This is a genomic window from Trinickia sp. (assembly GCF_051954495.1).
GTDB lineage: Bacteria > Pseudomonadota > Gammaproteobacteria > Burkholderiales > Burkholderiaceae > Trinickia.
This window is the reverse complement of the sequence record NZ_JBQCHR010000083.1, coordinates 1-21,204: the sequence shown is the minus strand read 5'-3', so window position 1 is coordinate 21,204 and position 21,204 is coordinate 1. Positions and strand designations below refer to the sequence as shown.

At 60.3% G+C, this 21,204-nt stretch carries 28 protein-coding genes, 1 tRNA gene and 1 pseudogene; 18 read left to right on the top strand and 12 right to left on the bottom strand.

The window, feature by feature from the left end:
* Positions 1–94: 94 nt before the first annotated feature.
* Entirely contained in the window at positions 95–721 is a 627-nt protein-coding gene (gstA, locus tag ACTHNR_RS11745; RefSeq protein WP_440547790.1) for a glutathione transferase GstA, read from the top strand.
* Entirely contained in the window at positions 718–1,473 is a 756-nt protein-coding gene (locus tag ACTHNR_RS11740; RefSeq protein WP_440547789.1) for a glutathione S-transferase family protein, read from the top strand. Before gstA ends, ACTHNR_RS11740 begins: the two co-directional genes overlap by 4 nt.
* On the opposite strand, the gene ACTHNR_RS11735 is transcribed toward ACTHNR_RS11740, so the two are convergent.
* Complete coding sequence (locus ACTHNR_RS11735) at positions 1,464–1,781, bottom strand: hypothetical protein (RefSeq protein WP_440547788.1); 318 nt, start codon at positions 1,779–1,781, stop codon at positions 1,464–1,466. The genes ACTHNR_RS11740 and ACTHNR_RS11735 overlap by 10 nt on opposite strands.
* A gap of 137 nt (positions 1,782–1,918) precedes the next feature.
* Between ACTHNR_RS11735 and ACTHNR_RS11730 the strand changes: the two genes are divergently transcribed.
* Positions 1,919–2,812, top strand: coding sequence for a sigma-70 family RNA polymerase sigma factor (locus ACTHNR_RS11730; RefSeq protein ID WP_440547806.1), 894 nt, complete (start codon positions 1,919–1,921; stop codon positions 2,810–2,812).
* A gap of 39 nt (positions 2,813–2,851) precedes the next feature.
* Here the strand turns inward: ACTHNR_RS11730 and ACTHNR_RS11725 are convergent, their stop codons facing one another.
* From ACTHNR_RS11725 to ACTHNR_RS11710, 4 genes are all read right to left on the bottom strand, one after another.
* Positions 2,852–3,571, bottom strand: a complete 720-nt coding sequence (locus ACTHNR_RS11725; protein WP_440547787.1) for an amino acid ABC transporter ATP-binding protein — start codon at positions 3,569–3,571, stop codon at positions 2,852–2,854.
* Complete coding sequence (locus tag ACTHNR_RS11720) at positions 3,558–4,208, bottom strand: amino acid ABC transporter permease (protein WP_440547786.1); 651 nt, start codon at positions 4,206–4,208, stop codon at positions 3,558–3,560. Before ACTHNR_RS11720 ends, ACTHNR_RS11725 begins: the two co-directional genes overlap by 14 nt.
* Positions 4,205–4,882 carry an amino acid ABC transporter permease gene (locus ACTHNR_RS11715; protein WP_440547785.1) on the bottom strand — a complete coding sequence of 226 codons (678 nt, stop codon included), beginning with the start codon at positions 4,880–4,882 and terminating at the stop codon, positions 4,205–4,207. The genes ACTHNR_RS11720 and ACTHNR_RS11715 overlap by 4 nt, the downstream gene beginning before the upstream one ends.
* A 68-nt stretch (positions 4,883–4,950) precedes the next feature.
* On the bottom strand, positions 4,951–5,757 hold the full coding sequence (locus tag ACTHNR_RS11710; protein ID WP_440547784.1) for a transporter substrate-binding domain-containing protein: 807 nt from the start codon (positions 5,755–5,757) through the stop codon (positions 4,951–4,953).
* Between the two features lie 341 nt (positions 5,758–6,098).
* Here ACTHNR_RS11710 and ACTHNR_RS11705 point away from each other — a divergent pair, with 341 nt between their 5' ends.
* Positions 6,099–7,274 (top strand): AAA family ATPase, encoded by a 1,176-nt coding sequence (locus ACTHNR_RS11705; RefSeq protein WP_440547783.1) that lies wholly within the window; start codon positions 6,099–6,101, stop codon positions 7,272–7,274.
* Positions 7,275–7,352: 78 nt separating this feature from the next.
* Here ACTHNR_RS11705 and ACTHNR_RS11700 read toward each other — a convergent pair whose 3' ends face one another.
* Positions 7,353–8,204: a formate/nitrite transporter family protein gene (locus ACTHNR_RS11700; RefSeq protein ID WP_440547782.1), complete on the bottom strand. Its 852-nt coding sequence runs from the start codon at positions 8,202–8,204 to the stop codon at positions 7,353–7,355.
* A gap of 353 nt (positions 8,205–8,557) precedes the next feature.
* On the opposite strand from ACTHNR_RS11700, the pseudogene ACTHNR_RS11695 reads away from it, so the two are divergent.
* The 6 genes and pseudogenes from ACTHNR_RS11695 to ACTHNR_RS11670 all read left to right on the top strand — a co-directional run bounded on the left by ACTHNR_RS11695 (position 8,558) and on the right by ACTHNR_RS11670 (position 12,164).
* Positions 8,558–8,987, top strand: a pseudogene (locus ACTHNR_RS11695) (STM2901 family protein).
* Positions 8,984–9,343: a DUF1493 family protein gene (locus ACTHNR_RS11690; RefSeq protein ID WP_440547781.1), complete on the top strand. Its 360-nt coding sequence runs from the start codon at positions 8,984–8,986 to the stop codon at positions 9,341–9,343. The pseudogene ACTHNR_RS11695 and the gene ACTHNR_RS11690 overlap by 4 nt, the downstream one beginning before the upstream one ends.
* A 307-nt stretch (positions 9,344–9,650) precedes the next feature.
* Complete coding sequence (locus ACTHNR_RS11685; RefSeq protein ID WP_440547780.1) at positions 9,651–9,899, top strand: DUF4160 domain-containing protein; 249 nt, start codon at positions 9,651–9,653, stop codon at positions 9,897–9,899.
* Positions 9,892–10,320, top strand: coding sequence for a DUF2442 domain-containing protein (locus tag ACTHNR_RS11680; RefSeq protein ID WP_440547779.1), 429 nt, complete (start codon positions 9,892–9,894; stop codon positions 10,318–10,320). The genes ACTHNR_RS11685 and ACTHNR_RS11680 overlap by 8 nt, the downstream gene beginning before the upstream one ends.
* 748 nt (positions 10,321–11,068) lie before the next feature.
* A complete protein-coding gene (locus ACTHNR_RS11675; protein ID WP_440547777.1) occupies positions 11,069–11,791 on the top strand; it encodes a DUF5343 domain-containing protein in 723 nt (240 codons plus the stop codon).
* 238 nt (positions 11,792–12,029) lie between these two features.
* A complete protein-coding gene (locus ACTHNR_RS11670; RefSeq protein ID WP_440547776.1) occupies positions 12,030–12,164 on the top strand; it encodes a hypothetical protein in 135 nt (44 codons plus the stop codon).
* Between the two features lie 64 nt (positions 12,165–12,228).
* On the opposite strand, the gene ACTHNR_RS11665 is transcribed toward ACTHNR_RS11670, so the two are convergent.
* Positions 12,229–12,534: a hypothetical protein gene (locus ACTHNR_RS11665; protein WP_440547775.1), complete on the bottom strand. Its 306-nt coding sequence runs from the start codon at positions 12,532–12,534 to the stop codon at positions 12,229–12,231.
* A 602-nt stretch (positions 12,535–13,136) separates the two neighbouring features.
* Here ACTHNR_RS11665 and ACTHNR_RS11660 point away from each other — a divergent pair.
* Positions 13,137–13,382, top strand: a complete 246-nt coding sequence (locus ACTHNR_RS11660) for a helix-turn-helix domain-containing protein (protein ID WP_440547774.1) — start codon at positions 13,137–13,139, stop codon at positions 13,380–13,382.
* 4 nt (positions 13,383–13,386) lie between these two features.
* Here ACTHNR_RS11660 and ACTHNR_RS11655 read toward each other — a convergent pair whose 3' ends face one another.
* Positions 13,387–13,611 carry a hypothetical protein gene (locus ACTHNR_RS11655; protein ID WP_440547773.1) on the bottom strand — a complete coding sequence of 75 codons (225 nt, stop codon included), beginning with the start codon at positions 13,609–13,611 and terminating at the stop codon, positions 13,387–13,389.
* Positions 13,612–13,768: 157 nt separating this feature from the next.
* Here ACTHNR_RS11655 and ACTHNR_RS11650 point away from each other — a divergent pair, with 157 nt between their 5' ends.
* Positions 13,769–14,104 (top strand): hypothetical protein, encoded by a 336-nt coding sequence (locus ACTHNR_RS11650; protein ID WP_440547772.1) that lies wholly within the window; start codon positions 13,769–13,771, stop codon positions 14,102–14,104.
* 210 nt (positions 14,105–14,314) lie between these two features.
* On the opposite strand, the gene ACTHNR_RS11645 is transcribed toward ACTHNR_RS11650, so the two are convergent.
* Entirely contained in the window at positions 14,315–15,553 is a 1,239-nt protein-coding gene (locus ACTHNR_RS11645; protein WP_440547771.1) for a hypothetical protein, read from the bottom strand.
* A 653-nt stretch (positions 15,554–16,206) separates the two neighbouring features.
* Between ACTHNR_RS11645 and ACTHNR_RS11640 the strand changes: the two genes are divergently transcribed.
* From ACTHNR_RS11640 to trmB, 4 genes are all read left to right on the top strand, one after another.
* Positions 16,207–16,281, top strand: a tRNA-Gly gene (locus ACTHNR_RS11640).
* A gap of 270 nt (positions 16,282–16,551) precedes the next feature.
* Positions 16,552–16,986 carry a lysozyme inhibitor LprI family protein gene (locus tag ACTHNR_RS11635; RefSeq protein WP_440547770.1) on the top strand — a complete coding sequence of 145 codons (435 nt, stop codon included), beginning with the start codon at positions 16,552–16,554 and terminating at the stop codon, positions 16,984–16,986.
* 139 nt (positions 16,987–17,125) lie between these two features.
* On the top strand, positions 17,126–17,332 hold the full coding sequence (locus tag ACTHNR_RS11630) for a hypothetical protein (RefSeq protein WP_440547769.1): 207 nt from the start codon (positions 17,126–17,128) through the stop codon (positions 17,330–17,332).
* A 225-nt stretch (positions 17,333–17,557) separates the two neighbouring features.
* Entirely contained in the window at positions 17,558–18,367 is an 810-nt protein-coding gene (gene trmB, locus ACTHNR_RS11625) for a tRNA (guanosine(46)-N7)-methyltransferase TrmB (protein WP_440547768.1), read from the top strand.
* A 91-nt stretch (positions 18,368–18,458) separates the two neighbouring features.
* Here trmB and ACTHNR_RS11620 read toward each other — a convergent pair whose 3' ends face one another.
* From ACTHNR_RS11620 to ACTHNR_RS11610, 3 genes are all read right to left on the bottom strand, one after another.
* Positions 18,459–19,295 carry an undecaprenyl-diphosphate phosphatase gene (locus ACTHNR_RS11620; RefSeq protein WP_440547767.1) on the bottom strand — a complete coding sequence of 279 codons (837 nt, stop codon included), beginning with the start codon at positions 19,293–19,295 and terminating at the stop codon, positions 18,459–18,461.
* A 72-nt stretch (positions 19,296–19,367) separates the two neighbouring features.
* Positions 19,368–19,961: a DUF1439 domain-containing protein gene (locus tag ACTHNR_RS11615; RefSeq protein ID WP_440547766.1), complete on the bottom strand. Its 594-nt coding sequence runs from the start codon at positions 19,959–19,961 to the stop codon at positions 19,368–19,370.
* 103 nt (positions 19,962–20,064) lie between these two features.
* Positions 20,065–20,376, bottom strand: coding sequence for a YkgJ family cysteine cluster protein (locus ACTHNR_RS11610; protein ID WP_440547765.1), 312 nt, complete (start codon positions 20,374–20,376; stop codon positions 20,065–20,067).
* A gap of 96 nt (positions 20,377–20,472) precedes the next feature.
* Here ACTHNR_RS11610 and ACTHNR_RS11605 point away from each other — a divergent pair, with 96 nt between their 5' ends.
* Both ACTHNR_RS11605 and ACTHNR_RS11600 read left to right on the top strand, forming a co-directional pair.
* Positions 20,473–20,730 carry a hypothetical protein gene (locus tag ACTHNR_RS11605; protein ID WP_440547764.1) on the top strand — a complete coding sequence of 86 codons (258 nt, stop codon included), beginning with the start codon at positions 20,473–20,475 and terminating at the stop codon, positions 20,728–20,730.
* Positions 20,731–20,818: 88 nt separating this feature from the next.
* Positions 20,819–21,204 (top strand): protein-L-isoaspartate O-methyltransferase family protein (locus ACTHNR_RS11600; RefSeq protein WP_440547763.1); only part of this gene is annotated, 386 nt, incomplete at its 3' end.

Sequence of the window (21,204 nt, the reverse complement as noted above, 5' to 3'; positions counted from 1 at the left end):
GCGGCGTTTGCACAATGGACTTTGCGTAGTCGCATAGCCTATTCTTGGCGCGTCGTCTCCACTCCAATCGACACAACACGAAACGAGGCTACCCTTGAAGCTCTACTACTCCGCAGGTGCTTGTTCGCTGTCACCGCATATCGTCGCCGTCGAAGCCGGTATCCCCTTGGATCTCGAGCGGGTCAGCCTCGGCAAAACGCCGCACACAACGGCCTCCGGCATCGATTTTTCGACGGTGAATCCGAACGGCTACGTCCCCGCGCTGGAACTCGACGACGGCACGCTTCTGACGGAAGGCCCGGCTATCGTGCAATACCTGGCGGACTTGAAGCCCGAAAGCGGGCTCGCGCCAGCGGCTGGGACGCTGGCGCGCGTGCAGGTGCAATCGTGGCTGAATTTCATCGGCACCGAGTTGCACAAGATGTACAGCCCTTGGCTGTTTCATGCCGAGTACGGGGAGCAAGCGCAAACGGTCGCGCGCAAGAAGATCGCCGAGCGACTCGCCTTCGTCGACGCGCATTTGGCCGCCGGCGGGCCGTTTCTCTTGGGAGAACGGTTCAGCGTCGCGGATGCCTATCTTTTCACGATCGTGAGTTGGTCCAAGCTCGTCCACGTCGATCTTTCCGCGTTCGCGCACGTGCGCAACTACCTCGACCGCGTCGCGCAACGCCCGGCCGTGAAGGAAGCGATGAAAGCGGAAGGCCTGAAGGTGGCGGCATGATGGGCGAGACCGTCGCGCCGCGCTACACGCTCGTCAGCCATGCGCTGTGCCCGTATGTGCAGCGCGCCGCGATCGCGCTGAGCGAAAAACACATTGCGTTCGAGCGGCGGTATGTCGATCTAGCCGACAAGCCCGCATGGTTCAAAGCAATGTCGCCGCTCGGGAAGGTGCCGCTGCTGCTCGTACGGAGCGACGATGCCGCCGATTCTGCGTCGGTGGTGTTCGAAAGCGCCGTGATCTGCGAGTACCTCGAGGATGCCGAAACGGGTCGCACGCTACATCCGGCCGATCCGCTGGAACGCGCACGGCATCGCAGTTGGATCGAATTTGCCTCGTCCATCTTGGCGGATCTTTGGCATTTCGAAACGGCCGTCGATGCGCAGACCTATGAAACGAAGCGGCGAGCGTTGGCGGACAAGTTCGCGCGGGTGGAAGGCGAACTTAGCGGAGGGCCATTTTTCTCGGGGCGCGCCTTCTCACTCGTCGATGCTGCGTTCGCACCGATCTTTCGGTACTTCGACGTGTTCGATACGCTGACCGACACGCGAGTCTTCGAGCAGACGCCGAAGGTTCGCGCGTGGCGGCGTGTGCTTGCGGAGCGGCCCAGCGTGCAAGGCGCGGTCATGCCCGACTATGGGTCGCGGCTGCTGGCCTTTTTGAAGGCGCATGACGCGCATTTGCTCGAGTTGTCCGAAACGGCCGCGCCCAGCACTCCGGCCGAGCCGGCGGCTGCCCTTGCTCGCTACCGCTGAGCAGCCGATAACCCGTAGGCCTCCAGCAACGTCATGGCGCTGCGCTGGACGTCGGGCGGGTTTTCGCAACGCTCCCTGATTTGCGCCTGATAGGCCTTGAAGGCGGGCAGGCCGGTCAATACGTCCGCTTCGTCGGCTTGCGCATTCACGAACAGATGCAGGAATGCGCGGCCGTCTCTGAAGAGCGCGTATGAAACGCCTTGCGGTTTGAGTTCCTCGAGTTCGGCGAATACGGCGCGCGCTAGCGCCTCGTTTTCCTCCGCGTATTCGGGTTTCACGATGTATCGTACGACGGTGACTCGCGGCATAGCCTGTTCCTCACGTTGGATCGGCGCGCCAATGCGCCGATTCTCAATAGACGCCGCAGCCTCGCAATAGGATTGCCTTCGAAAGAAAATTTTTGCGTCGACGAATCCTTTGCTTCATCACGAACGTCTTGGAACGTATGCCGCAATGGATGACGGAGGACGGAGAATTGGAAGCGGAAGAACTGACGGCATGGATGACGCAAATGCGGCCGCGCCTGCATCGTTACTGTGCGCGCATCGTCGGGTCGGCGTTCGAGGGCGAAGACGTCGTGCAAGAGGCCTTGATGCACGCGCTGCAAGCGTGGCCGGTTGCGGGCGAGATTCGGCAACCGCAAGCCTGGCTCATGCGGATCGCCCACAATGCGGCGCTCGACGCTTTGCGCCAGAAAAAGCGTCGAGGTTGGCTGGAACCCGAAGCGGCAGTGGATGATCTGCCGGACGAGATCGCCGCGGCCGACACGCGGGTGGCGGCGGCTGCAAACCTCGCTCACTTCATGCATTTGACGACGATCGAACGCGCGGCCGTCGTGCTGGCGGATGTATTCGGCTATTCGCTCGTCGAGACGGGGGAATTACTCGACATGAGCGTGGCCGCGGTCAAATCCGCGCTGCATCGCGGGCGCACGCGGCTCAAGGCCGTCGCGCGAATGCCGGTCAAGCCCCGGCCCGCGATGAACGAAGCGGACCGGGAGCGGCTCGAAGCGTATGTCGAGCGCTTCAACGCACGCGACTTCGATGCGTTGCGAAATCTGTTGTCGGAGGAAGTTCGGCTCGATCTCGTCGGGCGCGCGCAATACGCCGGACGCAAGGGTGTGTCGCAGTACTTCGGCCGCTATGAAGCGAACACCGCGTGCCGGTTGGCGCTGGGATACGCGGAGGACCGCATCGTCCTGCTCGCGAGCGACCGGGCGATCGGCAACGATGTCGGTTACGTGATCGAGCTTGGATGGGGTGGCGATCGGCTCGTGGCGATACGGGATTTTCGGTATGGGATGTATGTGATGGAGGGATTGGAGGTTCGGAGGGGGTGATGGGGGATGCTCATCGTATGGAACGAGCATCCGCCGCCGCTACTGGATAAAGCGGCGCAACTCCACGGTCGAAGGCCGTTCGAAGATCGCCTCCGGCGTGCCGCTTTCCCAGACGCGGCCTTGATGCATGAACACCACCTTGTCGCTGACCGCGCGCGCAAAGCGCATTTCATGCGTCACCATGATCAGCGTCATATGCTCGCGCGCAAGGCTTTCCACCACGCTCAGCACTTCGCCAACCAGTTCCGGGTCGAGCGCCGACGTGATCTCGTCGCACAGCAAAACGGTCGGATTCATCGCCAGTGCGCGCGCGATCGCCACGCGTTGCTGCTGGCCGCCCGAAAGCTGGTCGGGATAGGCGCCAAACTTATCGCCAAGGCCAACGCGCTCGAGCATTTTCGCGGCTACGGCGTGTGCCTCGCGCCGAGGCGTCTTCTTGACCACCGTCTGCGCTAGGGCGACATTTTCGCCGGCGGTGAGGTGCGGAAAGAGGTTGTACTGCTGGAAAACCATGCCCACTTTCAAACGGAGCGCTCGCAAGTCGGCGTGACGTGCGTCGACATGCTGGCCGTCGATCTGAATCGATCCGCCATCGATGCTCTCCAGCCCGTTCAGTGTCCGCAGGAAAGTGCTTTTACCCGACCCGCTGCGGCCGATGATCGAGACGACTTGCCCTCGCTCGACCGAGAAATCGACGCCCTTCAATACATGATTCGCGCCGAACTGCTTTTCGATACCCAAAGTCTCAACGAGGGCCATACAGAGTCCTTTGCAACGTTCGCGCGTAATGCGTGAGCGGATAACAGAGTGCGAAGTAGATGAGCGCGACTAACCCATAGACGAGGAAAGGCCTAAACGTCGCATTCGAAATCGCCGCGCCGGCTTTCGTGAGCTCGGAAAATCCGATGATCGAGACGAGCGCCGTATCCTTGATGGCTTGCACGCCGAAGCCGACGGTCGGCGCGACGGCAATGCGCGCCGCCTGCGGCAGGATCACGTGCCGCAATTGCTCGAAGTAGTTCATGGCCAGGCCCGCCGAGGCCTCCCACTGCCCTTTCGGCACCGCTTCGACACAGCCGCGCCAAATCTCGGCGAGATACGCGCTCGTAAAGAACGTGAGCCCTATTGTGGCGGCCACCCAGGGGGAAACGTCCATGCCGACGAGCGGCAGCCCGAAAAACACGATGAACAGCTGCAGCAGCAGCGGCGTGCCCTGAAACACCTCGATATAGCCACGGGCGAATGCACGCGATAGGCGCGACCGCGATACGCGCAAGATCAGCAGGACGAGCCCGACTGCTCCGCCTACGACGAACGACACGAGCGAGAGCAGCACAGTCCAACGCGCGGCCAGCAGCAACGCTTCGAGAATCTGACCAAACGTGAACTCGATCATCGAGCACCTCGCGCATTGCGTGCAAAGAACCGACGGCCCGCCGCATGAAGCGCGGCGCGCAGGACCAGCGCCATCGCGAAATACACCGCGGCGATGAGGAAGTACGTCTCAAACGCGCGGAAGTTGCGTGATTGCACGTAGCTGGCCGCGTAAGTGAGGTCCGCCACGGAAATCTGGGAAACCACGGCCGAGCCGAGCATCGTGATGACGATTTGGCTTGCGAGCGCGGGAAAGACCTTCGCGAATGCTTGCGGCAGCAAGACGTGAATGAAGGTTTCGCGCCCCGACATGGCGAGCGCCGCGGCGGCTTCTCGATGTCCTTTCGGTACCGCGCGAATGCCCGCCCTTAGGATTTCGATCGAATAGGCGCCGAGATTGAGCGTCATCGCAGCAATGGCCGCCGTGTATTCGCCGATGTGTATGCCGAGCGCGGGCAGGCCGAAGAAGACAAAGAAAAGTTGAACGAGAAACGGCGTGTTGCGAATGCTCTCGACGTAAGCGAATGTCAGCCTGCGCAGCGCCGTGTTGCGGCTTTCGCTTGCCGCCGCGCCGAGCACGCCGACGCTCACGCCAAGCAGCGTCGAAGCGGCCGTCAGCCCGAGCGTGACGGCCGCGCCGCTGGCGAACATCCCGGCATAGGCCGCGAGATCGCCGAACTGCAGTTGATAAGTCATGAACGATACCGTTGAAGCAAACCACGGGACCGCTCGCCGGGCGGCGGCGAGCGCAATGCGGACTCGTTTCAGAAGGTGGCCGGCAGCGATTGCCCGAGCCACTTCTTCGACAACGTCTCGAGCGTGCCGTCCTTTTTCGCTTGCGCGATCGTCGCGTTAACCTTCGCGAGCAGTCGAGGCTCGTTCTTGCCGAGTCCGACATAGCAGGGCGAATCCTTGATGATGAACTTCATCTCCGGCATCCGCGGCGGATGCTTCGCGATGATGGCGGCCGCAACCACGTTGCCGGCCGCGATCAGTTGGACCTGGCCCGAGAGAAACGCTTGAATGGTGGCGTTGTTGTCGTCGAAGCGGCGGATCGTCGCTTTGGGCGCCAGGCTCGTGAGCGCGATTTCCTCGAGTGCGCCGCGCGTCGCGCCCACCGTCTTGCCGGCAAGATCGGCCGGGGTCTTGACGTCGATGTCGGCCGGCCCGAACACGCCTTGGAAGTACGGCGCGTACGGCGCCGAGAAATCGATGACCTTCGCGCGATCGGGCGTCTGGCCGAGCGACGAGATGATGAGATCGACCTTGTCGGTTTGCAGATACGGAATGCGGTTCGAACTGTTGACCGGTACGAGTTCGACCTTGACGTTCATCGATTTCGCCAACAGCGTGGCCGTGTCGATGTCATAGCCTTGCGGCTTCATATCGGGGCCCACCGAACCGAACGGCGGATAGTCCTCTGGTACCGCCACGCGCAGCGTGCCGCGCTTGGCGATCGCGTCCAGCGCATCGGCGTGCGCCGCTTGCGCGGAGAAGATAACGAGTGCGGGCACGGCGACGAGCGCGGCGAGCCAACGACGCCAAACGGTGCGATGCGGCTTGTGTTCCATCGTGATTCCTGAACGGGTGATGAGGGCGGGCACGCGGCATGCTCACGCAGGCGCGGGCCGACGCTGCTCAAAGCAAAGAGCGGGCCAAGCTTTGTGCGGTGGGGTTCGTGCGATGGTCAGGCCAGGATGAAGGCACTTTCAGCGAAGCGCTTGGGCTCGACATTCCCGGTTTTGGTGCATCAACCAGCGGTGGTATCGCGAGGGCGGCCAAGAGAGGTCACGCCAACCCTGTTTGCGATAGCTCACTCAGCCGGCAGCGAATGAGGGCGTCTATACTGAAATCTAGCGAAGTATAGCCCCATGAGGCTATACTTATATAGATCTGAATATAGAGGCGCATCATGGATCCGGTTCGAAATCCTTTTGCTCCGGGCGCAGGCAGCCAGCCACCGGAGCTTGCCGGCCGCGAAGCAATAATCGAGGACGCTCGCATTGCAATTGAGCGTGCTCTGCTGTGCAAGCCCAGTCGGTCACAGATGTTTCTTGGATTGCGCGGTGTAGGCAAGACTGTCTTGCTCAACGCGGTCGAAGCGCTCGCCACGGAGCGCGGGCACGTGACGTCCATGATCGAGGCTCCTGAAAACAAGTCGCTGGGTGAGCAACTGCTACCCCGCATGCATCAAGCGCTCCGAAAGTTGTCTGCGACAGCCAATGCCAAGGCGAAGACATTTGACGCACTGCGCGCCCTCAAGTCCTTTGCCTCCGCATTCAAGCTTAAATACGGCGATCTTTCTATCTCAGTCGATGCCGAAGAAGGTGTAGCCGACAGCGGAGATCTCGAAAACGATCTTCCCGAGTTGTTCACGCGAATCGGCGAGGCGGCCAAGGCCGCAGGTAAAGCTTGGACTTTACTCATTGACGAAGTCCAATACCTCAACGAACGAGACCTGGCGGCGCTCATCGTAGCGTTGCACAAGGTCAACCAGAAAGGCTTGCCTGTCCTGTTTTTCGGCGCTGGCTTGCCCCAAGTAGCCGCCTTGTCGGGAGAGGCCGAGTCGTACGCCGAACGGCTGTTTCACTACCCCGAAGTAGGCGCGTTGCCAGAAGACGACGCGAAAGCAGCGATCCGTCAACCCGTGAATGACGAGGGCGCGTTCGTGGACGATGCAGCCTTGAGCGAGATTTTCGCGAAAACGAAGGGATACCCCTACTTCCTGCAGGAGTGGGGTCATCAATGCTGGAATCTTGCAACTGGCGATACGATATCCGTCACCGATGCGCAGCGAGCCGAGGCGACAACCCTCAAGCGCTTGGACGACGGCTTTTTCAAGGTGCGCTTCGATCGGCTAACGCCCAAAGAACGTGAGTACGTCATCGCAATGGCGAAATTGGGAAATGGTCCCTATCGTTCCTCCGATGTCGCCGATGCGCTCGGCGAGACTCCACAGAGCCTCGGGCCGCGCCGCGCACAGATCATCAGCAAAGGCATGATCTACAGCCCATCGCATGGAGACATCGCGTTTACTGTGCCGATGTTCAATGACTACCTGATCCGCAATTTCACGAGCCCGACTTAGGGCGCCGCAAAATTCTTTGGACGCGCAACATCGGCGTCTTCGTTGGTCGCACCGTCCGGATCGTCGGCGAAACTGGGGTCAGCCGCGGCGCCGGCCGTCCACGATTTCCGGTGCGATGGCGGCGTGGTTGACGATCGCCACCAGCGACACACCGCCGATCACGTTACCGATCAGCGTCGGCAGCAAAAAGACGCCGAAGTAATCGGACACAGGCACCGCGCCGATCATCGCCGCGTAGGCGGCTTCGACCGAACAGGCGATGACGTGCGGGAGCCGGCTCACGCCCCCGGTATAAGTCCCGAGCAAGATCGTCAGGAGGCGCGCCGAGCGTGCGCTCGGCAAAAGCCAGACCATGAGCGCGATGAGCCAGCCCGCGAACACGGCACGCTCGAGCGTGACCGCGAAACCAGCGGCGAAAGGCGCCCGCGCGACGTGCGCCAGCGATGCGGTGACGTCGGGCGGGAAGACGGCCTTGAATTGCAGCATACTCGCGAAGATCGTCGTGCCGATGAGGTTGAAGAAAAGCACGATCGCCCAGAGCCTTAGCGTCTTGCCAACCGTTTTCAGGTCGCGGCGCACGAGCACGGGGAGCACCGCCGTTAGCGTGCTTTCGGTGAACAGCTGCTGCCGGCCGAGTATGACGAAAACGAAACCGATGGTGTAACCGAAGCTCGTCAGCAGGTGCCGCCAACGAGTTTCCGGCAATGCGCTCTCGAGTATCGCCTGGACGAGAAACGAGAAGCCCATCGACATACCCGCTGCGAGCGCGGACCACATGAGGGCCGCGAAGGTTCGCGCCATGGCCGCCTCGCCCTCATCGCGCACGACCTCATGGACCACGAGCGGATGCGGCGTCGAGTGGTCGGCAGCTTGTTCGCGCTGACCGGCGTCGAGATGAGGCGATTCAGCCCCTGCGTGCGGCTCGGACATGAACTTCCCCTTTTGAACTTCGTTTCGACATGATCGATGCGTGCATCCGCGCGTTCGTTGCCGCGGCTACGGGGTTCGGGCGCGACGGCAATTCGCACTGTCGACGCAAGCAGGGTGCCTACGAAGGTGGAGTGTCGTGCGGCACCCGACGACTACGAGCCAAACGACGAGCGATCGGGGAGACAGAAGGACGCAGCACCTACAAGGCGTGCTCGTTTTGCGTGTCGTCCGATGTCCGCTTTGGAGCAGACCCCTCCTGGCCGACGCGCTGCACGGAGTAGTCCGGCCTGTCTATTCTCAGATGAATCGGGTTCTGATACGTTCTCGCCCTGATTGATTCCGAGGACCAAAGCGTGTCGAACAACACCTACACATACGGCATACACAAACCTTGAGCCGCCGCAATTGTTCTTTCTCGTCATGCTCGACGAGGCCGCACAGCACTTCGGCGTTGACGAGCTAACCGGCCTAGCACTGCTGATCATCGGCTGGCCGTTCCTTCCCACGAGGCGCAAGCCGAAGGGTGCGACGATTGGTACGTCGATAGCATCACGGGTGGCCCGCAGGCACCTCGATTTCAAGATAGAGAAAGATATCCTGCCGACGCTAACGCTCGGCAGCGTCCGACGCCTCAAAATTCTTTGGACGCGCAACATCGGCGTCTTCGTCGGTCGCACCGTCCCGATCATCGGCGAAGTCATCCTCACCTACGACGTGTCGGTAATCAGCTACCGCAGCGCCGTTCTTTACAACCAACTCGTGAAGCCCGAGGACCGCCTATGAGCAATTCGCTGCTGCTCGAAGAAGTCGAATCGTTCGTGCGCAAGGAGCGCGGCTTGTCGAAGAGCAAGGTCATTACGACGGCCACGACGCTTGAAGACGACCTCGGCATCACTGGCATGGAGGGTGAAATGTTCATGGAAGCCTTCTTCGACCGCTTCAAGGTCGACGAAGGCGATTTTGCGTCGGGGCGCTACTTCATGGATGAAGGGTCCGGCCTTCTGCTCATGCTCGTCACAGCCCTGTCGCGAAAGCGGCGAAAGGCGCTCGATCGCATTCCTATCACGGTCGGCATGCTCGTCACAGCAGCCGGCCTTGGTAAATGGGAATCCGCCAAGGTCGAGAACGGTCGCTCGTGACGAACCATCGGGAAGGCGACCGGCGGTTACAGCATTGGACGATCAAGCTAGACGCGGCGGGTTGCCGAAGCGCAGGCTCATCGGTTCGGTAAGAACGACGACGGAAGTATCGGTTTGTATGCGAGCCGAGCCCTGTCCTATTACGAGGTCGCCAATCTGATCGCAGGCGGTGGCACGGCGTCCGTCATCGCGCCGCCGCAGAACTCTTTCAATCAGAAAGTTCTGCCTCTGATCCCGCTGGTTCTTCGATAGGCTTACCGCTGGAAGTACATCGCCATAAAACCTAACGACAGGTTATAATTCCTGCATGCCAACGCTGCTAAGAATCCTTGGCTATCGTGTTCAAATCTTCACCAACGACCATAGCCCACCGCACGTTCACGTTGAAAAGACGACCGGCCCGTCATGCGTGTTCGAGCTGGGCTGTCCGCGCGGCCCGCTCAAGTTGCGGACAGTAAAGGGGCGCATCTCGGATCGCACAATCGCCCGGCTTGCCGCACTGATCGCGCCCCAAATCGAGCGCCTATGCAGGGAATGGAGAAACATACATGGCTAACATCACTGCTGCCGAAATTGCCGCCGCACGCAAGCGCGGTGCAGAGGAACCGACCATTGTATCGGCCCGATTCATACGCTCAACGCGCACGCTGGAGGTCACATTCGTACACGGCGTGAAAATCGCGGTCCCTATCACGCTGATCCAAGACTTCAGCACGCTGGAGCGTGAACCGACATTGGCCGAACTGGCTCAGGTCGAGGTCTCGGGCGCGGGTACCTCGCTGTACTGGCCGCGCCTTGATCTCGGTCTGTGGGGCCCGGGCCTGTTGCAAGGCATTTTTGGAACCAAGACATGGATGCGCGAACTTGCGCGCGGGATGGGCGCGATCAAGTCCCCCGCCAAGGCTGCGGCGTCCCGCGAAAACGGACGCAAGGGTGGCCGCCCGCGCAAACATCCTGCAGTTCCCGCACACGCGTAACGAGGACGACTCGGACTACGGGAGCGGAGGCTTCGAGACATGCCCCTCCGGAATCGGCGGCTCGCCAATAACCCAGCGATGCCACCGCCCCACCATCGAGCCATGCCAGTTTCGATGCCAGCATCCAAGGCGATGCCACTACCCAAACCACCCAAAACCCTGTAGAATTACCGGCTCTGCGGGCGTCGTATAATGGCCTAGCTTCCCAAGCCCCAGCGCGTTAAGCAAAACCACTATTCACGCGCGTCCTCACGTCAAGTTTTCTCCCAGCTCTTCGTAGAACCACTATCCACGCGTGTTTCGCGGCGATGCCAGTTTTCACGCCAGCCAGAATTCTCAGAAGCTGCAAGCCATACTGACCGAGTGCCCCTGCTGGGCCCGTTGCGATCTTGCCTGCTCACGGCGGTGATTTGCTGTCCCGCAACATGGGCTTCGCACCCGATAACATGCTCGCAAGAGGTCTACCGCCCGTCAGCCGGCATCATCCGCGAGCATAGAAAGATCCCGCGCCGCCCACCACAACCACAACAGAATCAACAAAACCGTTATGATTCAGATAGCTACACAGCAACGTCGGCATATCCAAGCGCGGCCACCTCATGCCTTTTCACTCTGATTCACTCTGATTCACTCTGATTCATGCAGAGACGCCGCAGACGAGAGATCGAAAAGATCTCTGCTCTCTGGTATTTGACAGCGACCCGATTAATGATATAGTCATGCCATCGACGACTCCGCAGGACACATCATGGCGAGCAGCAAAGAGAAGCCAGCTACACCGCCGGTCATTTCTCACATGTCGTTCACCTCGTTTCTCAACTCCCTTCGGGACGCGGGCACGGTTCCGACGCGTATCGATAAGACGTTGATGCCGAAGGCCTCGGGCTCTCAACAATCCGGAACGATTGCGGCCCTGCGCTATCTTGGGCTGATCGACGACACGGGCAAACCGAAAGAGCATTTCAAGCCTCTCGTCCTCGCAGACGACGACGCTCGCAAACCGACATTGCAGCAGATCTTTCAGGATTCTTACGCCTTCCTCTTCGAGGATCCCGAATTCGATCTGCGTCACGCGAGCGCTGGACAGATGACGGAGAAGTTTCGCAGCCTCGGCATTAGCGGCAGCACGTTGACGAAGACAATTGCGTTCTTCCTCGCCGCTGCGAAGGACTACGGAATTCCCGTGTCCCCTCACATCAAACCTCCGCCACCGCCGAAAGGTAACGGCACTCAGAAAAGGGCAACGAAGATTACTGAAGAGGCGAAGGTCGAGCCAGAAAGCGGCAAAACCGCACCGCCCGAGGAAGAAGATCAGGACGTTGAGCGTTTCGAGATCCCTCTTCCTGGGAAACGCAGCGCCAAGATCACCGTTCCGAACGGTCTCGATGCAGACGATTGGGTGATGCTGCAAACCATGCTTGCGGCCTACATCAAGCGTTGGAAGGGCTTCGCCCCGGAGAGGAAAGAATGAGAAGAAGATAGTTCGGCCCCGGTTACATAGCTCGCAGTAGCCGGGCCGGGAAAAACAACGCCCCCAACACCTCGATCTCTGGCAGGAGATCAAAACGTTGGAGGCGCCGGCGAGCAGAAGACAGCGCGTTAAAGCGTGCCTCTGTCACCCACAGTTATCTAGCCGATAACCCTTGCAGTCTACGCGACAAGGGAGCTGAGGGCAAGAATCGCTTTCAACCTCCTTACACGGAGGGTTTATGCCCAATATCGCGTTTGCGCAGGCAAAGACCGTCTTCGTGCGCAACTACACCCGGATTCGCTTCGGCCATCTGGAACACGTGTGTTCGCACTGGCGGTCGGCGCCTGGTCAGTTGAGCTTTAACTTCGACTGATCGGGTGGTATCGGAAGGTCGGGTTGATCACAACCCGACCTGTCGCCTTGCTGATCCGCCAAAATCACTTCTTGCCCATCGGTTCGTGCTTGTCCTTGATCATCTGGTAGTACGTGCTCGCACCAGCCTTCGTCAACTTCACTTCGGCGATGAACTTTTCGATGATGTCCTTCCGCGTGACATCTTTCACCGTCCGCATCCGCTTATAGATCTCCGTCGCCAGTTCCATCTTCGTCGGCGTAGCTGGGGCCGCCTTCGATGCGGTATCGTTCGCCGTCGAAGCGTTCGCGGCCGACCTCGATCCACCGGCACCCAGCTTCACTGCTTTGTCGTCCTTGCTGCTCGCCACGACTTGCTTCTGATCGACCATGATTGCGCTCCGTTCGTTGAAAGTGCATGCAGGGTCCAGTAGATCGACCTTCGAGACAACGGCGCACACGTAAACAGGCCCAAGGCGAGGGCAACAAGCGCGAAATCCGACGAGCAACAATGACAGTTTTCACGTCACAATCACCCACCGCTCCCCTATCCCTTTGATCTAACGGGGATTTCGAAGCCTGATCATCAGCTTATCTAGATTCTGCCGTGGGGCCTTCCGGCAAGCCCAGCGTCCCGGCCGTCACCGACCGCCCCCACATGTGGGGATGAAATCTCTTCACATCCAACAGAAGGGAACGGCTCTTTAAACGATTAAACATTTTTCTTGTTTTTAGAAAGTTTTTATATAGAAGAAGAGATAGAGAAAACTTTCTTAAACTTGATGAAATCGTTGAATTGTTTTAGTGGGCGTTGTTTCCACGCAACGAGCAAGGGCTGGAGCAAACGAAGTCGCAAGTCGGAGGGTAGCCAGACGATGAAGAAGATACGCCGGACAGACCTACGCGTTGTCACTCATAGTGCGTGTCACTATAGAGAGTGGCTTCATAAAGGTCAAATCCATACCCTCCACCGGATGTTCATGGACATCCAACGATGGATTACGACCCGCTAGAGTTGTTCGGCAAACGGCTGGTAGAACTGCGAAAGGCGAAAGGCTGGTCGCAGGAAAAGCTCGCGCTAGAGTCCGGCTTGGCGCGGTCGTATGTCGGCGGAATCGAGCGCGGTCAACGAAACATCGCTCTCTACAATATCTGCGTCCTCGCCGAAACCTTGCACGTCGAGCCGAGCGAGATGCTCGTGTTCGCCTCCACGCTGGCGAAACGACACCGCCAGAAGTAGCCGCTCACGGATGCCGATCGGCGTATTCGGCCCACGCTGACGCTATCAAATCGATCGAATTTTTTCCGGATTCGTATCCCGGCACGTCTTCGAGAAACGTCAACAGTTTGTCGGCGAACGATTCCGGCGAGAGGTTGCCGCCGAAGACTTCGCGAATCGCAGCGGCCAGTTCGCAAATCTGCTCGATGGTCAGCGGCGGGAAATTGGCGGGGTGTTGGGTGTCGTCCATGCGGCGACTATCCCGTCAGCTCCGATATAGGCACAACAGCATCAATCGCGCCTGTTATGGGCTGCCGTAATCGATCCGTCTCGGCAATGCGGACGGCTGGTCCCGCTATGACGACTTGTTTAGAATGGAGGCTCGTTCGTCTAAACCGGAGTTACGTATGCACGAAGAAGAAATGCGCGCCGTCCTGATTTATGGAGAGGCCAACGAAAACCTGCTGAGCCAGATCAGTACGGCCCTGCCGACCTGGAAACTTTCGCTTCTTGATCCAGCTAGACATGTAATTGACGGTCGTACTCAGGTTTTGCGGAAAGGCGCTATCGAGATTCACCTGCATGAGATCGCGCCCAACGTGCTGCGAACGGTCAACGTTCTCCCGCACGATGCGAATCGCGATCAGGAGGCCGCAAACCGTGCCCTGAAGGACTTGGCCGATGAGCTCGATGCAGCAGGTTTCCGCTGCGAGGTCACCGCGTCCGATAAGGATCTGACGTAACTTGCGGACCAAGATGGATCGGCCCGGATAGACAGCGCGCTGACTAACGGGCCAGCTTACTCATCCAAAGCCAGCGACGCCACCGGAAAACAGTTCGTACACTATTCGATGAACGAGGTCGTACAACGCGTGTCAGGCGATTGAGATTCGCCAGTCCCGAGCCGCCACATTTGGGCGTGGACATCGCTTCGCCCGCGTGGCGAAACTTCGTCACCACCCATCAGCCTTGAACGACTGGAACAGCGCGTCGTCCTTTGCCGAAAGCATCGAACGTGTGAACCCCGCCAGCTTGGAATCCTGATCCACAAAATAATCGTGTACAAACGAAACGACAAGCAAATAGTCGTCGTAAATGATGTGAAGCTGATTACTGTAATGGGTGGATCGAGGGAAAATTCGCCAGTGAACGGCCTCCCCCGGAAAGCGCTCAATCTCTCCATCACTCCGGACAACAACAATCTCGTCGTCAAGTTCAATCACATTGCCGAACGGAGCAGTTGCAGCTGACACGAACGCATCGACGCTAACAGCGGTATCGATCTTTCCGCGGCTATCGTACGACGGTCCAGAGGACTCGGCGTGAAAAGTATCACCGACAGCTTTCTTCCGACGCTGCTTCGGCACGTAGTCCGCGACATCAATACCCGCCGCCGTCAGATTGTATAGCTTCTCGCGAGCGCCCCAAATCACTCCAGATGTCGGTTGGCCGCCAAAGAAATGATTTCCGTCAACTACCCGGTCGAACGTTCGATCAGGGCGTGACGCGCCAGCTTTCGACGTGCTGAAGTAGTTGACGAAAAAAGACGAATCGGCCGTCCACCCGACAACGCTTTGAAAGGCCCAGTCGCATGCGCTGCAAGCACGGGGAGAAAGATTCGTTTCGCCAGAGAGAATATCCTGATTTCCTTGCGGCAAGACTTCAAATTCAAACAATCCGTCATCGCCCATCGCCGTCGCCAGGGATGTGTAACGATCGGAAGCCTTTATTTGGAAGACCCTGCCCTCATGATGTCGCTCCGCATCCTCCCCCCATCGTTCAGAAAATTGAGAGCGACGGGCGGAGAACAACCCCGATTCTCCACCGGCGAACACTGTGTGATAGTAAACCTCAGTGTCAACAGGCAAGAAATCGAATGGGCTGTCTTTCTTTACAGCGCTGCGCTCGATGGAGACTTCGTAATCTCGAGAAGCCAGCGACTCCAGCTGCGTCAAGATAGGCGCCTTGATCTGTGGATCAAATAGGATCTTGCGAACCTTATTGTTGTAAAAAAGATCACTGTCGGCAAACGCGACTCGCATCCCGGTCTGCACCTCCGGGAACTGCTGGGCTATCTTGTCAAGCGCCGATGCCCAGTCTAACCAAAGCGTGCTACCCGCGTCATCAAAAAGAATAAGTTCGCCAGAATAAATCTGCGAATCCCAAAACTTCCCAAGCAGCTTCAACTTCACTGATCGCATAGGAGTTAGAGGCTGCATCGTTTCCCCCGGTAGATCCTGGCCCTCGTCGCGCGATTAATGAAACCACTCGCCTCCCACGATTGAAGTGTCGCGTCGGACGGCTTGTCAAACGGCGAGAGCCAGTGTGCGATCGGATACCCGTGCCACACGTTCTGATCCTGCACGAACTTTGCAATATAAAGCTGATGGGCTCGTGATGACGAGCCGAGAGGGGCTGGAACGCCCTGTTCGAGATGAAGGCCCCATCCGCATTGAGCCCCGCACCAGCCTGCGGCCGTCGCGGTGTTGTAGCAGGTGTATTCGTCCGGAATGGGGATCGTCCACTGCGACTTTTGATTTGCATAAGCCGCATTGCGATGCTGCGGGTTAGGTGTATACACGCCCGGTTTCCCTCTTGTTCTTGATGGTCTGACTGGTCTCTCGCGCTGAGTGTACCATCGGGATCCGTCTTTTTGAGACGGCGTGCAATTTCGACGCTACGACATGCGCCAAACGATGAAGAGACAGATCCTCTCGAAACGCCGAAGAGGCGAAAAGACGCGTCGCTGCCAGCAAGAACTTCCGGAGTGGATACACTTTTCACGCCAGCGACCGCGACACCCCTCTCCCCAAACCACCAAAACCCATGTACAATTACCGGCTCTGCGGGCGTCGTATAATGGCCATTACCCTAGCTTCCCAAGCTAGAGACGTGGGTTCGATTCCCATCGCCCGCTCCAGAACACACCATCGCCCGTTCGCGGTGATGATGGCAGGCCCCCAAACACAGCTCTTATCGCTGGTCACCCGCCCCGCCCTCTCCATCGATACTTGCTATACTTCCCCGCAGCTCGTATTGCCTGCTCACCTAGCACCGGCGGCATTCGCACCACATACTGGGACGGCAGCATCCGAGAGGCTCCGGTCAGAATTTTCTTCGCCCGTTAGCCCCTCTTCCACGAGCGCATCATCCGGAGTCGGCAATTTGCCTCTGATGGCATGACCCTGCCATGTCGGTGGAAAACCTAACCAAACGCACCCTACTGCTACTCGCGTTCATGCTGGTGTCCGCGTCTTTGTTTGCCCAAACGCTCACCGCCGAGCTGGCCGAACGCGCTGGCATGCAGCCGAGTCAAGTCACCGCGCTGCTCTCCGCCTGCGACGCCAGTCAGACGAGCATGAAGTTTTGCGCGTGGCGCGATCAGCTTGCCGCCGAACGGGCCCTGCAGCACGCGATCGACGACAAACGAGCGGTCTCGCCCAAATGCGCCGCCGTGCTCGATCAGAAGATCGCCGCATGGCGAAAGCGGCGCGATGCGACCTGCAAACAAACGGCCGAGCAAGAGTGGGGCGCCGGGTCGATGCTCTCGGCAGCGACAGCGATGTGCGCGACCGATCGCACCAAGCAAATGACACAGATCGTTTCCGCCCAAGCGTGCCCCTGAATCGCAGCACGAGCGCACCTTTCGTTCTTCTTGCTTGGAATTTCCGGCACGCTGCGCTGTCGATAGAAGTTCCGCCGGCTCAAGGTCGTTCGAAGCCAGCCTTCATTCTTGCGTACAGAAAAAGATGGAACGGTATTTCATGTCCCGCACGAGCGCCATTGCGCTGCTCGTCGATACGCGTCAAGCGCTAGCCGCCGACTTGCATGACAAGTCGGCGCATGAAGGTCAGCGCGGCGAGCAATCGCTTCACGATGTCGAGCGTCTCCTGCTGGACGTGCGCATCGGGCGAACGCGCGAGTTCGACCTCGCCTTTCCCCACCGCATCCACGTGATCGTGTCCGACTGACTCGTTCACCCCCACCGCGCAGCACCACATCAGCACACAAGATCGGCTCCCAACCCCGCACGACCCGTCCGCTTCGGTCTGAGATTTCACGCGCGCCGCGCACTCGTCTACAATCTCGCCCACGCCGAACCGGCCGCACGCCGGTTCGCGCCCGACAGGGAAGTCGCCTCCCAAGCGGTTTCCAGCGTTGACGGGCGCGACGCACTTCACCGCTACAAGACCCCCATGATTCAAGATCCGAACGATCCGGGCATGCCGCCCGAAGCTCCCGACCAGCGCGAGAACGACAAGAAAGACGAGAACGTCAATAAAGCCGACGAGGCATCGCCGTCCGCTACGCCCGCCGCCCCCGGCGCGCCCGCCTTTCCGCGTCGCATTCGCAGCTTCGTCACGCGCGCCGGCCGCGTATCCACGGGCCAGCGCCGCGCGCTGGACGAGCTAGGTCCGCGCTTTGTCATTCCGTATGCCGCGAGCCCCGCCGATTGGGACACGTTATTCGGCCGTCGCGCGCCACGCGTGTTGGAAATCGGCTTTGGCATGGGCGCGTCGACCGCGGAAATCGCCGCCGCCCGGCCCAATGAAGATTTCATCGGCGTCGAAGTGCACGAGCCCGGCGTAGGAGCATTGCTCAAGCTGATCGACGAGCAGCAGCTCACGAACATCCGGATCATCCAGCACGACGCGGTGGAAGTGCTCGAACATATGATCGAGCCCGGAACGCTCGACGGCGTGCACGTCTTCTTCCCCGATCCGTGGCATAAGGCGCGTCACCATAAGCGCCGCCTGATTCAGCCACCGTTCGTCGCGTTGCTGGCCTCGCGCCTGAAGCCCGGCGCCTACCTGCACTGCGCGACCGACTGGCAGAACTATGCCGAGCAAATGCTGGACGTGCTCGGGGCCGATCCCTCGCTGGAAAACACCGCCGCCGACTATGCGCCTCGGCCCGACTACCGCCCCGTGACGAAGTTCGAACGACGCGGCCTTCGGCTCGGCCACGGCGTGTGGGATCTGGTTTTCAAGCGCCGTCAAGAATAACGGCTGCGGCGGCGCTCACGCGCCGTGTAAGCGCGACATGAGGCGGCAACGGAAGCAAGCGAGAGGGAAGCCTTTGATCGCCCTTACGCCCTTACGCCCCCCAATTCAACGCATCGCCGTAGCCGATGACCAGCACGACCATGCCGAACGCAATGCGGTACCAGGCAAATGCCGTGAAATCGTGCGTGGCGATGTAGCGCAACAGCCAGCGCACGCAAATAAAGGCGCTGACGAACGCCGCCGCCGTTCCGATGGTGAACACGTCGGCCATGCCGACGAAGGCCGCACCGCGGTGCTTAGCCAGTTCGTAGAGCGTCGCGCCGCCGATGACGGGAATCGCCAGAAAAAACGAAAATTCCGTCGCCACGCGCCGGTCGACGCCGAGCAGCATCGCCCCGATGATCGTCGAGCCCGATCTCGACACGCCGGGGATCAACGCACAGCACTGCGCGCAGCCGACCTTGAGCGCATCGAGCGGCCCCAATTCCTCGAGCGTGCCGACACGCGCCGGCGCATCGCCGCGACGGCGCTCGCGCGCCTGCGCCCATAGGATCACGAGACCGCCCACGACGAGCGCGACCGCGACGGGCACGGGTGAAAACAACGCGTCCTTGATCACCCGTTCGAACGAAAGCCCGAGGGCCACGGCCGGAATCGTGGCGATGACGACGTTCAACGCAAAACGCCGCTGCGTGGAATCCGTCCAGACGCCCGACACCACCCGGCCGATGCGAAGACGATACTCCCAGCACACCGCGAGGATTGCGCCGAACTGAATGACGACGAGAAAGGCCTTCGCCCCCGCGCCGCCGAAGTTCAGCAAACTGCCGACGACGATCAAGTGCCCTGTGCTCGAAACGGGAAGAAACTCGGTCAGCCCTTCGACGACGCCAAGAATCAACGCCTTGCCGATCAATGCGAAATCCATCGATGCCCTCTCCCTCGAAACGCGAGGGCCGGATCACCATACGCGCGGCGCCTCGCGGCCGCCGCGCGCACGTCATTTTTCGACGATCTGCACGCGTATGCCGTTTGTAAGGATTGTGATTGTACCGGGTTCGAAGTTCACGCCGGCAAATTGCAGTTGTTCGGGCTTGAACGTGTAGATCGGATAGCCGTCGAGCCATTGCGCGGCGGCCAGCGCGCCGGCCGCCTCGATTTGCTGCCGATACGCTTGCGCCTCGCCGCTCACCTCGACGCGCTCGACGCTAGGCGAGCGCAGCACCACGGCGTGGCTCGCCTCGTCGTATTGCAGCTGGCTCGTCAGCAGGAACGCGCCGTCGACCGGCTGCCCGAGGAACGGGCTTTCGACGTGCGCGTCGACATGGACGGTGACGCGGTTCGCCCCCGGCTCGAAGCCGACGACGGGATTCGTCAGGGCGACGTTGAACAGCTGCGATACCGTGCGTTGATAGGGAAACTTGCGCGCAACGGCCGTCTGAACCTGCTCGCGCGAAAACGTGTAGTGATCGGGAATGAACGGAAACGTCGGGCTCGCGCAGGCCGCAAGCGAGACGCCGATGCCCACGGCGGCCAGCGCCGCGCGAGCCAATCCGACCAACATGCGCCGACGAGGCGCGACGGCTTGCGTCATGCATATCCTCCTGGTGTGGCCCCGACTATGCCGTGTTTCATTCGGCTTTCGTCATTCCTCATTCGATTCGTCCGGGCGCTCCGCGACGTCGCGCGTCTCTCGCTCATCGGCTCGGCGCGGTCGCCGCTTCCAGTTGCGTCAGCCAGGCGAGCGCTTCGGGCCGCGACGCCCCGCACATCTGCGGCTGCGGCTTCAAGCCCGAGCAGCAAGCCGGGCGCTCCGGGCGGCCGAAGATCCGGCACCGCTCGTGCTCGTCCAACTGCACGCAGCGCACACCGGCCGGCTTGCCCTCGGGCATGCCCGGGATCGGGCTGGTGATCGAAGGCGCGATGCAGCAAGCGCCGCAGCCGGGGCGGCATGCGTGCTCGTGCTCGTGCGGGCGTTGAGACGGGGAAGACGATCCGGTGACACTCACTGCGCTTTTCTCGGCCGAACTGCGAGGGGACCCGCTGTGCGCGAGCGCACGGCTTGGTAAAGTAGATGTTTCGCCCTCGATTTTAAAGGATTCAGCATGCGCAGTACGCGCGCCATCTCCGCCGTTGAAAAGCTCAAGGAGCGCACGGGCAACGCCCAGTACGCGGCCATCGGCATGCCGGGGGGACTGTTTCGCCTCGTCGATCGCGCGAGCGGCGTCGAGTTGCCGCTGTCCGAGCCGCTGCCGCTCGACGCCTTCGTCGCTTTCGTCAATTCCCTGTCCCCCGCCAAGCCCAAACGCGTCAGCAAGCTCGACGCGGCGTTCGAGGCGCAGATCAAGCGCAGCAAACGCTGAGCGCGCGGGCGGCCCGCGCGGTTTGGTACAATTCGGAAGTTTTTCTCCCCACGCTTCGAACCGCTACGTCCAAGTCCGTCAAGTCGCCATGAACATCGAGCAAGCCCGTTTCAACATGATCGAACAACAAATTCGCCCCTGGGACGTGCTGGACCAGGACGTGCTGAATCTGCTGTCGGTCGTCAAGCGCGAAAATTTCGTCCCGGCCGCCTACCGTGAGATCGCTTTCGCCGATCTGGAAGTGCCGCTGCCCGCGGGCGAACACATGCTGTTTCCGCGCGTCGAAGCGCGCATCATGCAAGAGCTGGCCGTCAAGAAGCACGAAACCGTGCTCGAAATCGGCGCGGGCTCGGGCTACATGGCTGCGCTGCTCGCGCATCGCGCGCAGCACGTGCTGACGGTGGACATCGAACCGGAACTGGCGCTGCTCGCGCGCAACAACCTGATCGCCAACGGCGTGCTGAACGCCGAAGT

Coding starts and splice junctions, on each gene's coding strand:
- ACTHNR_RS11740 (WP_440547789.1), top strand. CDS start 718: ATGATGGGCGAGACCGTCGCGCCGCGCTACACGCTCGTCAGCCATGCG.
- ACTHNR_RS11735 (WP_440547788.1), bottom strand. CDS start 1,781: ATGCCGCGAGTCACCGTCGTACGATACATCGTGAAACCCGAATACGCG.
- ACTHNR_RS11730 (WP_440547806.1), top strand. CDS start 1,919: ATGCCGCAATGGATGACGGAGGACGGAGAATTGGAAGCGGAAGAACTG.
- ACTHNR_RS11725 (WP_440547787.1), bottom strand. CDS start 3,571: ATGGCCCTCGTTGAGACTTTGGGTATCGAAAAGCAGTTCGGCGCGAAT.
- ACTHNR_RS11720 (WP_440547786.1), bottom strand. CDS start 4,208: ATGATCGAGTTCACGTTTGGTCAGATTCTCGAAGCGTTGCTGCTGGCC.
- ACTHNR_RS11715 (WP_440547785.1), bottom strand. CDS start 4,882: ATGACTTATCAACTGCAGTTCGGCGATCTCGCGGCCTATGCCGGGATG.
- ACTHNR_RS11710 (WP_440547784.1), bottom strand. CDS start 5,757: ATGGAACACAAGCCGCATCGCACCGTTTGGCGTCGTTGGCTCGCCGCG.
- ACTHNR_RS11705 (WP_440547783.1), top strand. CDS start 6,099: ATGGATCCGGTTCGAAATCCTTTTGCTCCGGGCGCAGGCAGCCAGCCA.
- ACTHNR_RS11700 (WP_440547782.1), bottom strand. CDS start 8,204: ATGTCCGAGCCGCACGCAGGGGCTGAATCGCCTCATCTCGACGCCGGT.
- ACTHNR_RS11690 (WP_440547781.1), top strand. CDS start 8,984: ATGAGCAATTCGCTGCTGCTCGAAGAAGTCGAATCGTTCGTGCGCAAG.
- ACTHNR_RS11685 (WP_440547780.1), top strand. CDS start 9,651: ATGCCAACGCTGCTAAGAATCCTTGGCTATCGTGTTCAAATCTTCACC.
- ACTHNR_RS11680 (WP_440547779.1), top strand. CDS start 9,892: ATGGCTAACATCACTGCTGCCGAAATTGCCGCCGCACGCAAGCGCGGT.
- ACTHNR_RS11675 (WP_440547777.1), top strand. CDS start 11,069: ATGGCGAGCAGCAAAGAGAAGCCAGCTACACCGCCGGTCATTTCTCAC.
- ACTHNR_RS11670 (WP_440547776.1), top strand. CDS start 12,030: ATGCCCAATATCGCGTTTGCGCAGGCAAAGACCGTCTTCGTGCGCAAC.
- ACTHNR_RS11665 (WP_440547775.1), bottom strand. CDS start 12,534: ATGGTCGATCAGAAGCAAGTCGTGGCGAGCAGCAAGGACGACAAAGCA.
- ACTHNR_RS11660 (WP_440547774.1), top strand. CDS start 13,137: ATGGATTACGACCCGCTAGAGTTGTTCGGCAAACGGCTGGTAGAACTG.
- ACTHNR_RS11655 (WP_440547773.1), bottom strand. CDS start 13,611: ATGGACGACACCCAACACCCCGCCAATTTCCCGCCGCTGACCATCGAG.
- ACTHNR_RS11650 (WP_440547772.1), top strand. CDS start 13,769: ATGCACGAAGAAGAAATGCGCGCCGTCCTGATTTATGGAGAGGCCAAC.
- ACTHNR_RS11635 (WP_440547770.1), top strand. CDS start 16,552: ATGTCGGTGGAAAACCTAACCAAACGCACCCTACTGCTACTCGCGTTC.
- ACTHNR_RS11630 (WP_440547769.1), top strand. CDS start 17,126: ATGTCCCGCACGAGCGCCATTGCGCTGCTCGTCGATACGCGTCAAGCG.
- trmB (WP_440547768.1), top strand. CDS start 17,558: ATGATTCAAGATCCGAACGATCCGGGCATGCCGCCCGAAGCTCCCGAC.
- ACTHNR_RS11620 (WP_440547767.1), bottom strand. CDS start 19,295: ATGGATTTCGCATTGATCGGCAAGGCGTTGATTCTTGGCGTCGTCGAA.
- ACTHNR_RS11615 (WP_440547766.1), bottom strand. CDS start 19,961: ATGACGCAAGCCGTCGCGCCTCGTCGGCGCATGTTGGTCGGATTGGCT.
- ACTHNR_RS11605 (WP_440547764.1), top strand. CDS start 20,473: ATGCGCAGTACGCGCGCCATCTCCGCCGTTGAAAAGCTCAAGGAGCGC.